This is a genomic window from Lactococcus petauri (assembly GCF_023499275.1).
GTDB lineage: Bacteria > Bacillota > Bacilli > Lactobacillales > Streptococcaceae > Lactococcus > Lactococcus petauri.
In genome coordinates this window covers 745,209-757,679 of sequence record NZ_CP094882.1, presented here as the reverse complement: position 1 = coordinate 757,679, position 12,471 = coordinate 745,209, and the positions used below count along the sequence as shown (strand labels likewise).

Genomic DNA, 12,471 nt, shown 5'->3' with positions numbered 1-12,471 from the left:
CTATTCCCCTTTAATTATCAGTTGATTAACATTATATTTACAATAATTTCGAAGTATCCTTTTTATTAAAGAAACTTCTCCAACTAATGCTGACTCAACTTTGATTTCCCCTGTTGCTTTATTAATCAAAAGAACATTGACATCAACTGAAACAGAGGTACTATTATCAGAATTTTGAAAGTTTCTAAACACATTACACATAAACCTATCTGACACAGATTTATAGTCCTCATTATGGAACGAAAAACCTTCATCTAATTCAATTTTACACATTTTAGGATTAGTACTAACTTGTATTTCTATATTCAACCAATCAATAATTATCTTTTGAAATTTCTTTAACTTCGTTTCAAATTTTATTCTCAAAAATTTAGGCTCTTCCTTCTCAATCGTAAAATCTAAAAAACCGATCTGTGTTTGCTGTTCATTATAGAACGTTATATTTACTTCTGGTTTTTTAAAAAACGATAATAAAATAATTAAAAACAAAGCCAAAATAAAACCTAATCCAACTAATAAAGAAAAATACGAAGCTAAAATCATATCTATCAAAGTTTTTGGAAAATCACTTTTTTTCAAAAAAATACAAATGTTACCAGCTGATAATTGATAAATATAAAAAGCTGGAAAACTTCCCAAAAAGGTACAAAGCAAATCAAAAGCCTTTTCTTTAAGTTTATTTTTCATTTGGCAAACTTCCCGTAAATAAAAATTCTACCAATTGAAAAACCACATTAAAATATGTCTTTGCAAAGCTATCCGATAATCCCACATTCCCATTAGAGTAGAAAACAACTCGATTCTTGGGACTTTCTATCGTCAACTCAATGCGACTAATTCTTTGTTCAATATCTTTTAAAAATTCAAACGATCGATCAATCTTTTGATCGCTATCAATCAAGTCTTTTATATATGTTCTGTTTTCTTCTGACTCTTCAATGTCATCATCATTTTTGAATGAAAAATCGCTAAATAAAATTAAAGGGTTTGTTGAGCAAATTAAAAGTAATGCTAAAAATTTATAATTCGTCATCACTAATGGCTCGAATACTTCATCTTGAAATAATTTTCCAATTTCAACCCCATTATTGAAATATATATCTGGAGAGTACCTCACAAGGGCAATTTTGAAATCACCATCACTTTGTAAAGGAATCCCCTCATGTTCTGAAAATAGTTTATTAATTACCAGAACTTTTTGAGGAGCAATATCGTACAATAAATGTATTGGTTTATATATTTTCATTTTATCCCCCTCCCTTCATTTTATAACTTAATTATACCATTTCATATAATTAAACTGCCATATTATACTACTTTTTATAAAAAAAGTCAATATTTTATATAACTCTATCTAATTATAGCTCTAACTTTTCAACTATTCCCGTAAATAAAAAAAGACCGGTCAATCGACCGGACATTGCTTTTATTTAATCTAAATACCACTTGATAGATTTAGGTAATTTATATTTTACAGATACTAAAGTAAAAATTATCGCGTATATAATCATAAATATTAGATAACTCTTCAATTTTATCTCTAAATTCAAACTTGCAATTAAAATTGTTGCTACAAACGTTCCTAAGTATAATATAACTTTTACCCATATCTTGTTTTTATCACTTACAAGATATCTCTCTACTATATAATATATTGGCGCAACGATTAATGCCATGTGGTAAAACATAAATGTAATTACTATTTCATTATTTGCTCTAGGGATTGTTACTTTAAATAATGAACTTATTCCTAACACAAAGAGGTCCATTATAAAAATAAGAATTATTATTAAGCTATACGAATAAATAAACATAGGCCAAGTCGGTATTTTCTTTTCCATTTTTTCTCCTAAACAAAATTATTATACCAAAAAAACCTAACCGTTATGGCTAGGGATGTTATATTTTTAGTAGATAAAAGATATCAAAATCACATAATGAGGGAGAACTTTAATATATTATTATGCTTTACATGCTCTTTTTTATTCGAAAGTTCCCCTACCGCTGTAGAGAATTATCTATAAGAACTGACCTTAATCATAGCATGATTTCTCGTTCTTTGATAAGTTGCTTCAATTCTTCTAAATCATCCAGGGTTGCTTTATTTTTTATAAAGCTGCGTGCTGTTGATCGATACTTAAGATAACTCTTGTGTTCTTTATTTTTTTCCGCCCATTTTTTATCTGCTTCAGGGTTATATACTGCTTTTCTTTTTTTTGTCTCTTTTTCCATATTAAAAAACTCCTAGTTTGCTTAATAGCACATATACTAAAATTAATGTTTCTACTATTATAATCGCTACTAAAGTTTTTTGAAAGCTTGTCCATGGTTGTTTCTGTTTATTTTTCATGTTATTTTTGATATGATAGTACTAGAAAGTAAGCGTTGGGCTTAGCCCCTCGCCTACTTGTTGAAGTTACTTGATTATTTTATCAAGTAGCCATGTTACGATTGGTGTCACAATCGCTACAACTACGAGCTTTTGGTCTCTTGACCAAGGCTCTTTTTTGTTGTGTTTGTACTTCACATATCCTCCTTCCTTAACTTTATGTATTAATCATAACATAGTATCCCTACTATGCCAACAATAAACTACAAAAATTTATAAAACCTTTTAAATTGGAATTTTCAATTTTTATCGTGGTATTTATAGGTTTTTTTTATATATAACATTGAATATATCAATATTTTTGTAAAGGAGTGATTTATGGTTGATCGTTCTTATAGTACATATGAATCTATTCGTAATTACCATGATAGAGGAATGATGAAATGGAGTGCATTTGCTACTGGTGAGCTGACTGAGTCTCTAAAGAAATTTACTGAAGAACAACTTATTAAAGATTCAATAGATAATATATATCGTGAATCTTATGATGAAGGATGGTAAGAAAAAAGAGCTGAAAAGCTCTTTTTATTTATTTTGTATATCATAATACTCTATACAGAGTTTCTACTACAAATAATTATAATAAAACAGTACCTAGTTATACACAACTATCTGCCCAAGATTTCATTTATATCTTCTACTGTAAGTTTATCATACGATTTGTTAATTTTTTCCCATTTTTTAACCATTGATTTTAATCCATCTAAGTCAGGAGATGCCCCATGTGAATCCAAATTTTCTATAGTATTTTCAAATTCTTTCCATCGCTTCTCTTTTAATACTAAAAATTCTGCATACTCTGCATAATTTTCGGTTAAATGACCATCAAACCCTTTGAATTTAATATCTTTTTCAGAAAAAACTGATGAGATCTCAGAAGAATATTCTCTAGCAAATTTTAAATCACTATATAATTCTAAAATGTTTTCAACTAATTTACAGTCATCCTTCGATAATTCTTTTTCTGATATACCTGAAAACAAGTTATCATAATAGCTAGTGAATCCTTTTTTCACAATTTCTAGAGATTTCTTATAAAATTCAATATCATTTCCATCTGATGATTTAATTAATGTTTCGTACTGATTAGCTAAAAATAATCTTTCTTTTAATGTTAATTCCATTCTAAGCACCTCTTTTTGTATTCGCTTTCTATTATATAGTTTACTATTTTTTTAAACTTTGTCAATAACAAAAATAATTATATTCTCTTCTTTATGCTTATGATTTTATTTCTGATATTTCACAAAGTGTATCTTTTTTTATTTTTATAAAAATTTGCTTAAAATCTTCACAAATATTTTCAATGTTAAATTTATATTCCTTGCTCCAGTTGTCTAAATTAACGTCATACGAATCTTCGCTCTCCAATTTTCTTGCTCCTTCGATAAATATATCCATTAATTCAAATTCTTTTATTGTATCATTAATCAATTCTACTATTTTATTCTGTTTATCTTCTTTTAACTGTACTATAATTATCTCTAACTTATATATTAGACATTAGGTCTTCTGTTTTTTGCTTATTATCACTCTCTAAAACTCTTAGTTGGCTTAATGATTTTTCATACTGAGTCAACGTCATTGTTTCTAAAACATCGTTAACATGACCTAGTCCCTTTACTCTAGTACTCCATCTTTGCTTTTCATCTAAAATCTGGGGATAAAGTGTAATTTTTGTTGATAACAAACTTAAAGTATTTGATATCATTTTACTTGCTAAATCTGTCATTAATGAGTTTTCGTCTATTTTATTTTGTAGCTCAAACGTATCTCTTTGATATCTATTTTGTATGTCAAATGTCTTTTTCTGTAGTTCAAAAGTAACTCTTTGATTTTCGTACTGTTTCTTAATATCTTTTCTTTGAAAAAATAATCCTAGTGCTGCAGCTATTGCAGATATAAAAGCAGCAATTACTCCGCCATCTATCTTTGACCAATCAATATTACTCATTTGTTATTCTCCAATCAAAAACATTATACCAAAAAAACAACCCTAACCGTTATGGCTAGGGGGGGTATTTCAACTGATAAAAGGTATCGTGAATCTTATAATGAATGGTAGTAAAAGCCTAGTGAAAAGGATGAAATTATTATAATGCTAATAACTAGTTTAATGTTTTATTATCCCCTATTATTACTTTTTCCTGTTTCATATAACTAGTCCATGTTTCCTCTAACCTAGAGTCGTCACCGCCTGTTTTTGGCAATGTATTTTTAATATTTATTTCTGAACTAGTTTTTAAATAAATGTTTTTTAATTTATCTGTTAATACTTTATCTAACTCTTCCCATTCTTTGTTATCTTGGTCTAAATAGAAATAAAATGAATTCTTTAAAGTTGTTGCTTCTTTTTTTCCCTCTACTAATTTTTCATTATCATTTGCATTTAATGAATCTAAAGAACTATCTAGCACCTCTACATCAGATACAATTTTCATTAATGACTTTAAATCATCTTTTTTATTATTGCCCGATATATTCATTTGTTGTTCAAACTTATTTTGGTTTTTACTTATCTGTATCTGAGTAAATTGTATCCAAGAAGTTGAGATAAATGTAATGAAAGTCACAAAAAGCGTTAACCATTCAATAAGGTTCCCATACTTACTCTTTTCTGGTTCAGTTTCATTTGTCTTTTTCTCCATAACTCACTCTCTAAAAAATCTTTAATATTAATTCTACTTGATTTTATCAAAGAATACAAAAAAATACCTGACTTAAGTCAGGCATTTTTTAATAACTTAAAGTTTGTCCTGCATAAATCAAGTTCGGGTTTTGAATTCCATTACTTGAAACAAGATGCTGTATAGTTGTGCCTAAACATCGTGCAATAACCGAGAGACTATCTCCGTATTGTACAGTATAAGTTCCACCTGTCGCTGCATTTGAGCCACTTGAGTATCTGATTGCTTGTCCTGCATAAATAAGGTTAGGATTACTCAAAGCGTTCTGACGTGCCAATTCTTGCCAGCTTGTGCCCCAATTGTAAGCAATACTGCTCAACGTGTCGCCATATTGTACAATGTGAGTTTTATTGCTTGGACTTGGTTCTGGAGTAGGTTCTGGAGTTGGATTTGGTGTTGGTGCTGGATCAGGTACTTTTCCATCATATCCATTATCCGTGATACCTGTAAGGTCAACATTACCATCCAATCCACCTGCAACATAAGTTGAGGTAAATTGGAAAATACCAATATCATCCATACTTGGGAAGAAATTCCAGTTTGGAGTTGGAGTTACTGCATAATTTGGGTATTCCGCAATCCAAAGAGATTTAGGGAATTCTTTGATAATTCGCTTGTAATCAACGTGGGCTAATGTATAAGGCTTGTAGCTGTAATACATTGGTGTATATCCTGCTTCTTTCACACGGTGCATTCCGTAAAGAATAGCATCAGTATTTGTTTGAATTTCCCAAGGAGTACTTGCATAAATTGGTTTACCATTACTATCATATCCTGTCAGAAGGGATGCTGCGGCACCACTCTCATAATCCAAGGCTACAATAGAGCCTTTAGGTGTAGCAATTTGAGGTAAGTAACGGTCAAGCGCCCCCTTAGCAATCGGAATCGAATTCCCCACTTCATAATAAATATAACTATGTGCTCGTTTCCCTTGTGCCAGTGTATTTTGAACCTGACTATTATAAGTCAACTGGTCCACATAAGCCCCGCCATAAGTCCCACCAATTTGAGCGATTGAGAACTTGTCATTAGCATAACCAAAGTTTCCTTGATAGCCATTATATTTAGACCAGTCGACACCTTGGTCGCCTACTGCCGCAAAAGCTTGACTCGTTGCTCCAAAACTTGTCAGAGCTAGAACGACAATTGTAGCAGCTTTAATAATTTTTTTCATTTTCATCTCCTATTTTCTTTTCGTCAATATTTTCAATCTTTACCCCTTTAGATTTTAAATAGGCAAAGAGTTCTTGAAACAATGGATTAATTTGACATATAAGCTGAATCATCCGTGCAAAGAAAAACACTAGCGATCCATTGATCACTAATGCTATTTCGTTGTTATATTCTTTTACCCCAGAAAAGTTATAAAACTCAAATACTCCCCAGAATAACGCAATTGTCACTAAATCTATGACAATCCTTTTTTTCAATGGTGGGTCCATTTTTTCTCCATCCTTAAGCCATGTTAAACCTAAAATTATTAAGATTAATGCTGAAATTCCCAGCAAATTATATTCCAATTTTTTATTTTTCCTCTCTAGTCAATAAGACATTGTGTATCTATTCCTGACACTTGAAAACCATTCCCCATATCTCCACCTACAGGTGTTAAAGTTAGTGCACCATTAGTTGATAGAGTCATACGTACCTGTGTAGCTGTCGAGATTATACCGCTATACCATTCGTGTTGCTGACTAATAGTAACAGGTATTTTTCCAAACTGAACGCCTGTTCCTGAAGTAGTAGTGACTGTAATTATTCGCCCCCTTAAGTAAAGGCGCCCATTCAAAACACGATATTGTAAAGGGAAGGTTCCTGATTTAAAACCATTCATCACTTCTATATCTTTCCACCCTGTATCACTTGTCAAAGTTTCAAAATTATCATTAATTGTCTCTGCACCATTTTGCATCCCTCGATATATTTTCTTAAGTTCTGCCATTTTTTCTCCTTTTATTTTTGTACATTAGTTTTAAAAGTGACACTGTCTGAAAAGTCACTCTCTTCTTCTCCGCTAACTTGTTTCACTTGGATAGTGTAACTTGTATCTGGTTTTAAATTTTCAACTCTTGTAGAAAGTAATTTACTTCCAGCAACTGCAATACCGTCAAGATAAATACGATAGTTCATCATCTCCCACGTATAGTCCGCAGGATTTGTACTCGAATTTTCATTTTCATCCGTGTAAGTTCCAATATATGTTGGATAATCCTGTGATGTAACCTCACTTTCGTGTGGCATCCAAGGAGTTGCCTTTGTTCCTTTTTCAACTTTGTAACCAGCGAATGACCAGTCAGCTGTAACTGTTGGTGTTGCGCTGTAAATATAAGACCAAGCCCAGTTATAGCCTTCTGGTATAGTGATGGTCGATGTTTTTCTGACCCAACCACTATTTGCAGGTACCGTAACCTGATTTTTAAAATAACTAGGACTACTCTGGTCCTCTTTAGCAGAAACACCAAGCTGTAAATCAATCACTAAATCTTGAGTACCATTATTCTTAATATAGGAGCCAATAGTGTATTGCTCTCCAGCTAAAACTGGATAAGAGCCACCATTGGCTCCAGAAGGACCTCGCCACCCTGAATTTCCTTGTGTTACTTGAGTGATATGTACAGCCACATCAATAGATGGCATATCTGGAATATCAGCTTGTTCATAAGCAATTGTTTTTGTCTTATTCCCAAAACTCCCCCAGATAAGTTTGTGATCTTCTCCGATAAGTTGAGCAGTGTGTTTTTCAATATTTAAGTTCGGATAAAGAGTTGTAAACCCTTCTCTCCCATCCGCACTTTTTGAATAAGCAATGTGATTATAATTTGTAGCCATAAATCACCCATTTTCCCATGATACTTTCGCACTATTTCCAGATATATCTGACACCACCAAATAAACTGGAGTTTTAACTTTCTCAACATACCCATTTGTGACATTCGCTCCATCAAGTGTGAGGCTTAATACTTCTGCTCCATTGATAAACAAGAGGTTGTTTTCATGAATAACTGTCTCTCCATCCATTGCCCATGACTGAGGCATTTCAACGTTCACTTTCTCTCGCAGATAACTCAAGGATGTCGCAATATTATAAATCCGCTCTCCACCAAAAGAAGGACCTGTATCAAGTCCTTCTTCTTCAGTGCCAATTGAATTTTTATAATAGGTGACTTTTATTTCAGGCTGATATTCTGAATCATGCTCAATAACAACATTAAAGCCACTCGGTACCTTACGATAAACAATCTTTTTGAGATCCAAAACCTCAGAAAGTAATTTACCGCCTGGATCAATAGATTCCAAAATATCTTTTATTGAATTAAACCAATCCTCAAAGTCTCCTTTTCCTGCATTGAGGTAGTCTTTCATGTCATTAATCAAGTCCTCTGCAGTTTGCCAATAAGACCCCATCTCCCCCGGAGTTTTGGATACAGCATGGATGACAAAATAAGTAAAATCTTGAGTGGTCGCAATTTCTTCCTCACCTTTGTAAAAAGCAATATTTGCCCGTTGTCTGTGAAGGGATTGCATAGTATATTCATCAAAAGTATATTGCACAATTCCTTTCTTGTAATCAATGATTTTACAAGAACGCTCCACAACATGTTCTCCACCTAGAAATGCTTGAAAAGTTGCCGTACAGTCTGTGAGATCCAATGGCAAACCATTCTGCACAATTTGTGCTTCCATCACTTCACTATTGACATTCCCTTGACGGACATTAATGATCCCTACATAGTTATCAGGCTCCGTTGTGGAAAGTGTGACATTCCATTTTTTCAATTGTTTCTCCTTTCCTTATGTGTTCTTTCTCCAAATACAGAACCAGTTATAAAGCCCCCAAGAACTACTTGGACCACCATCAAACCACCTCACAGGAGAATTAAGAAAGTTCTGGTCAAGTGTAGGAACTCTTCCATTTTTCCCATCTTCAAAGACGATTCCAGTATGTCCTGTAGATATTCCACTGTCTGTTCCGACATAGAAAATATCCCCCGCTTTACAATCTTCTGCACTATGAGGGACAATTTTTGTCCAACCTGGAGGCGGTGCGAATGTACCAATTGTTGCAGCCGAAATTCCATCACCGATATTAATTTCATAATTCCAGCGTGGATTTCCAGAAGTTGGAGAACCATCTGGATTATAAGCTTGAGAATTCCACGGTGTCATACCATATTTATTTGCGGTTAGTGTCGCCATCCATGCCGTTGTCAATCCTACGCACTGCCCATTCTGAACGTAACGTTCTTTATAGGTGTTGTAGAATTTATCCAACTGCTCTTTTAAATTTCCGCTTGGAGTTGGTGGTTTCAAACCGTGAAGTTTGTTATACCATTTAATCGCAAGCTGAACACGTTCTGGATGAGTCGCTGCAGGACGTTCAAAGTTCGCTTCAAAAGCTGTTGTGGCTGTGGAAATATTAGTTAATCCTTTAAACTGAGCAACAGAATAAGGATAGCTACTTGTTGGGATATATTGCCCATTAAACATACACCACTCTAAGAGTTGAGATTGTGTTTTAGCAATACGATAATCTCCAGAAATACCTGCAGCACGCATCAAGTTTTGAACATATTCACGTCCGTTCCATGTAGCAGGAGGAACCAGAGGATAAGCGGAACCGTCCCACTGTACCAAACCATAAGCAGGACCGCCAACTTGGTCTGTATCTGGCATCACACCAGACTCTTGGTCCATATTCCCGAGAATACCTGCGGCAGCTTGTTCGGTATAACCTTTTGACTTCAAGAACTGCCAAACAATCCAAGCATTCTTTTCTTGATCTGTAACTATTTCTGGTGGAAACTCTCCTTCTCCACCACCAGAGCCACCTCCTGCGACTACTTCTTCGCCATTAAGTAATAATCTACCCGTGATATTAATATCTCCAAATAAATCTAATTTGCGGTCCTTTCCAATACTGTCTTCTGGAACTCTCAAAACATCATAAGAAATGCCACTTGAAGTATTTGAAGCGATAGAGAATTTAAAACCTGGATTCTGAATTAAACTCACACCTTTAAGCTCATTCGTATCCACATTGAAAACCGGGGCAAAGGCAATCATTTCTTCTTCTTTTCCATTCCCCAAGTTTTTAAGGAATCTGACCTTTCCGTCAGATATTTCAACGATAAATTTGTTATTTACAGATCTTAATTTAACACCCTCTAACGTACCTGCTTTGATAAAGTCTGCATTAAATACACCATCCATGGTCCACGCTGTCTTACCTGCTCCATTGTGAACGTCTTGAACCGTTTTCCATTGTCCTTTTTTACAATGTTTAAATACAATCCCAGCATTATTTTGGACAAGAAAGTCTTTTGAATTCTCAATGTTTTTCCCATCCATAAAAATAGCTTCATAAATTTCACGAGAGTTGCTTACTCCAGCTTCAATACCATTTACCCAACGAACAGAGCCACCGTTCTTACCTGCTCCTCGCATAATATCGTCTTGGTACTTCCCGATTTCAGTGGACTCATAGAAGCCCATTTTATTTTGGTTTAAATCAGAGATATTATTCTGCACATTTGAAACTTGCCTATTTATAGAAGTCCCGTTCAAGTTATCTCCAAGTCCTGCTTGTACTTGGCCAGTCACATAATTCGTGACAACTTTAAATACTCTGGTCTGATAGTGATACCCTCGGTCTCCTCTGTGAATCGTCACAGTATTACCAATAGCATCTGCACCTAAAACTTCTGTACTAAACTGCACCAAAGGACGACTATAGTACTCAAGAGTTTCGTATGTCTTTTGTAACAGCTCATTCGCATCTTCAATATCTTCAAAAACAACCACGGTTTTCCGTGGTAACATTTTCCCATTTGAAGGAATACCATACTCTGCAGTCATTGCAGGATATTCCAGATAGTTTTGTCCTTTTGGTTTATCAAGTGGTTTGCCGTTTGATTTCTTCCACTCGACATTTGTAAACTCTAATCTTCGGCCATATCCATCTCCAACTTCTTCGCCTTTACCTCGTCCAATGATGGCAGTCACAATATTTGTTCTGTCTTTTTCACGGACAATTTTTAAAACTTCTTCACCATACTCAAAACGTTTGTTTGTGACTTTACCAATCTTGTTATAGCAATTGATGATTTTCCTTGTGATCGCATTTCCTATTATTTCCACTGTAAAAGTAAATTCACAGCCAAATTCTTGGAGCGCTTTTAGGGCTTCACGCATTGAAGAATAATAAAAATTACTAGTGATATTTTTATTTGCTTCACACACTCCAAGTTTCCAATCACAGCCAGAATCATTAAGAAGCTGATTAATAACTTGAGATAAGGCTTTATTTTTGGGACGGACATCCTTAATAATAAAGTTGTCTAATTCATCAACCGCAAAGTTAATATTTTCGAAACTCAAAATATTTTCTTCATCACTACTTTTCAAAATACGGTAAAGCGTGAATTCTTTCTTTCCTGAGTCATTTAAAGCAATATAACTCGCTTCTTCTAATAACGCTTCATAAGCTAAAGATAGAGAAAGACTATCGTTCATTAGCTCAGAAGCATTTGTTGTAATTTCCCTTGTTTGAATACATTCCGAAAGTTCTGCAGAGTCAAAACCCTTCATTACTTTTTGAAACTTATCCAAAAAAAGAACGTTTGCCACTACAGCACCGCCTTTCTATACTTTATTTCTATGTCGCAATTTTCATCAGTGAATATCGAACCTGTTCTCAAACGAATATTTTTAAAATCTGAATTGAGATCAAGAATGTCATTTTTCAATTTCCCATTAACTAAAACATTCCCTGTTTTAAAGTCGAAATAAAGAACATCTCCTTTTTTCACATCAGAAGCTTTTAACACATACTTCCCATCTGTAATTTTCAAAGAGGAAGCTGTCATCGTTGCTTTTAAACTCTCTGGCTTTACAGGATAAGGAAGGTTCCCGAGAATTTTTCCTGTAGAAACTTGTTCCTTGCCATACTTATAGGGATCTCCACAGATTATTGTAAAAGTAGAAATGATTGAATTTGTATCACCTGGCACTTGGTCTGCAGCTTGATAACGCCCTTTGAAGAAATACTCTAAATCATCGTTGAACTGTATCAGCACATCTTCTTCAGAAAATAAAAAGGCCATCAACTCATCAAACTTATTTTGTAAGCTTTCGGAGTCTTTGTCCTCTAATTTGTATTTGATGGTCAGAACACGAGCTGGAAGTTTTGTGTTTGTGATAATTCCTCCATACTGCAGTTCTTGCAGTTCATGATTTAAGGAATACATTTCTCTGCCTTCAACTGAAAGTGTCTGATAACCCTCAATAAGGCGTTCTATAAATGTCCCTTTATAGATCATGGCACTAGTTGGAATAAAGATATGTTCAGATTGATGTTTCCTTTTTGGTGTATCTCTAAATTTATACATTTTTCCT

General features: G+C 33.8%; 16 protein-coding genes. 1 reads left to right on the top strand and 15 read right to left on the bottom strand.

Annotated elements, in window-relative coordinates:
* The 4 genes from lgb_RS03795 to lgb_RS03780 all read right to left on the bottom strand — a co-directional run bounded on the left by lgb_RS03795 (position 1) and on the right by lgb_RS03780 (position 2,232).
* A complete protein-coding gene (locus lgb_RS03795) occupies positions 1-687 on the bottom strand; it encodes a hypothetical protein (RefSeq protein ID WP_249663288.1) in 687 nt (228 codons plus the stop codon).
* Positions 677-1,246 carry a hypothetical protein gene (locus tag lgb_RS03790; protein ID WP_249663287.1) on the bottom strand — a complete coding sequence of 190 codons (570 nt, stop codon included), beginning with the start codon at positions 1,244-1,246 and terminating at the stop codon, positions 677-679. Before lgb_RS03790 ends, lgb_RS03795 begins: the two co-directional genes overlap by 11 nt.
* 184 nt (positions 1,247-1,430) lie before the next feature.
* Entirely contained in the window at positions 1,431-1,841 is a 411-nt protein-coding gene (locus tag lgb_RS03785) for a hypothetical protein (RefSeq protein WP_249663286.1), read from the bottom strand.
* Positions 1,842-2,037: 196 nt separating this feature from the next.
* Positions 2,038-2,232, bottom strand: a complete 195-nt coding sequence (locus tag lgb_RS03780; protein ID WP_249663285.1) for a hypothetical protein — start codon at positions 2,230-2,232, stop codon at positions 2,038-2,040.
* Between the two features lie 475 nt (positions 2,233-2,707).
* Here lgb_RS03780 and lgb_RS03775 point away from each other — a divergent pair, with 475 nt between their 5' ends.
* A complete protein-coding gene (locus lgb_RS03775) occupies positions 2,708-2,890 on the top strand; it encodes a hypothetical protein (protein WP_249663284.1) in 183 nt (60 codons plus the stop codon).
* 107 nt (positions 2,891-2,997) lie between these two features.
* Here the strand turns inward: lgb_RS03775 and lgb_RS03770 are convergent, their stop codons facing one another.
* The 11 genes from lgb_RS03770 to lgb_RS03720 all read right to left on the bottom strand — a co-directional run bounded on the left by lgb_RS03770 (position 2,998) and on the right by lgb_RS03720 (position 12,464).
* Positions 2,998-3,513 carry a YfbU family protein gene (locus lgb_RS03770; RefSeq protein ID WP_249663283.1) on the bottom strand — a complete coding sequence of 172 codons (516 nt, stop codon included), beginning with the start codon at positions 3,511-3,513 and terminating at the stop codon, positions 2,998-3,000.
* Between the two features lie 97 nt (positions 3,514-3,610).
* On the bottom strand, positions 3,611-3,823 hold the full coding sequence (locus lgb_RS03765; RefSeq protein ID WP_249663282.1) for a hypothetical protein: 213 nt from the start codon (positions 3,821-3,823) through the stop codon (positions 3,611-3,613).
* A gap of 55 nt (positions 3,824-3,878) precedes the next feature.
* The gene (locus lgb_RS03760) at positions 3,879-4,343 is read right to left on the bottom strand and encodes a hypothetical protein (protein ID WP_249663281.1); all 465 of its coding nucleotides are present in this window, start codon (positions 4,341-4,343) and stop codon (positions 3,879-3,881) included.
* Positions 4,344-4,497: 154 nt separating this feature from the next.
* Positions 4,498-5,037, bottom strand: coding sequence for a hypothetical protein (locus lgb_RS03755; protein WP_249663280.1), 540 nt, complete (start codon positions 5,035-5,037; stop codon positions 4,498-4,500).
* Between the two features lie 88 nt (positions 5,038-5,125).
* A complete protein-coding gene (locus lgb_RS03750; protein WP_249663279.1) occupies positions 5,126-6,250 on the bottom strand; it encodes a LysM peptidoglycan-binding domain-containing protein in 1,125 nt (374 codons plus the stop codon).
* Complete coding sequence (locus tag lgb_RS03745) at positions 6,234-6,596, bottom strand: hypothetical protein (protein ID WP_019299702.1); 363 nt, start codon at positions 6,594-6,596, stop codon at positions 6,234-6,236. The genes lgb_RS03750 and lgb_RS03745 overlap by 17 nt, the downstream gene beginning before the upstream one ends.
* Positions 6,597-6,613: 17 nt before the next feature.
* Entirely contained in the window at positions 6,614-7,018 is a 405-nt protein-coding gene (locus tag lgb_RS03740; RefSeq protein ID WP_249663278.1) for a hypothetical protein, read from the bottom strand.
* 11 nt (positions 7,019-7,029) lie between these two features.
* A complete protein-coding gene (locus lgb_RS03735) occupies positions 7,030-7,905 on the bottom strand; it encodes a fibronectin type III domain-containing protein (protein ID WP_249663277.1) in 876 nt (291 codons plus the stop codon).
* Positions 7,906-7,908: 3 nt separating this feature from the next.
* A complete protein-coding gene (locus tag lgb_RS03730; protein WP_249663276.1) occupies positions 7,909-8,853 on the bottom strand; it encodes a BppU family phage baseplate upper protein in 945 nt (314 codons plus the stop codon).
* Between the two features lie 15 nt (positions 8,854-8,868).
* Positions 8,869-11,703 carry a phage tail spike protein gene (locus tag lgb_RS03725; protein ID WP_249663275.1) on the bottom strand — a complete coding sequence of 945 codons (2,835 nt, stop codon included), beginning with the start codon at positions 11,701-11,703 and terminating at the stop codon, positions 8,869-8,871.
* Positions 11,703-12,464, bottom strand: a complete 762-nt coding sequence (locus lgb_RS03720) for a distal tail protein Dit (protein ID WP_249663274.1) — start codon at positions 12,462-12,464, stop codon at positions 11,703-11,705. The genes lgb_RS03725 and lgb_RS03720 overlap by 1 nt, the downstream gene beginning before the upstream one ends.
* Between the last annotated feature and the right edge of the window lie 7 nt (positions 12,465-12,471).

What these genes read in the sequence shown, in the direction of transcription:
- lgb_RS03740 (WP_249663278.1), bottom strand. Translation starts at nt 7,018, where the DNA reads ATGGCAGAACTTAAGAAAATATATCGAGGGATGCAAAATGGTGCAGAG.
- lgb_RS03735 (WP_249663277.1), bottom strand. Translation starts at nt 7,905, where the DNA reads ATGGCTACAAATTATAATCACATTGCTTATTCAAAAAGTGCGGATGGG.
- lgb_RS03760 (WP_249663281.1), bottom strand. Translation starts at nt 4,343, where the DNA reads ATGAGTAATATTGATTGGTCAAAGATAGATGGCGGAGTAATTGCTGCT.
- lgb_RS03780 (WP_249663285.1), bottom strand. Translation starts at nt 2,232, where the DNA reads ATGGAAAAAGAGACAAAAAAAAGAAAAGCAGTATATAACCCTGAAGCA.
- lgb_RS03795 (WP_249663288.1), bottom strand. Translation starts at nt 687, where the DNA reads ATGAAAAATAAACTTAAAGAAAAGGCTTTTGATTTGCTTTGTACCTTT.
- lgb_RS03785 (WP_249663286.1), bottom strand. Translation starts at nt 1,841, where the DNA reads ATGGAAAAGAAAATACCGACTTGGCCTATGTTTATTTATTCGTATAGC.
- lgb_RS03750 (WP_249663279.1), bottom strand. Translation starts at nt 6,250, where the DNA reads ATGAAAAAAATTATTAAAGCTGCTACAATTGTCGTTCTAGCTCTGACA.
- lgb_RS03775 (WP_249663284.1), top strand. Translation starts at nt 2,708, where the DNA reads ATGGTTGATCGTTCTTATAGTACATATGAATCTATTCGTAATTACCAT.
- lgb_RS03755 (WP_249663280.1), bottom strand. Translation starts at nt 5,037, where the DNA reads ATGGAGAAAAAGACAAATGAAACTGAACCAGAAAAGAGTAAGTATGGG.
- lgb_RS03770 (WP_249663283.1), bottom strand. Translation starts at nt 3,513, where the DNA reads ATGGAATTAACATTAAAAGAAAGATTATTTTTAGCTAATCAGTACGAA.
- lgb_RS03790 (WP_249663287.1), bottom strand. Translation starts at nt 1,246, where the DNA reads ATGAAAATATATAAACCAATACATTTATTGTACGATATTGCTCCTCAA.
- lgb_RS03720 (WP_249663274.1), bottom strand. Translation starts at nt 12,464, where the DNA reads ATGTATAAATTTAGAGATACACCAAAAAGGAAACATCAATCTGAACAT.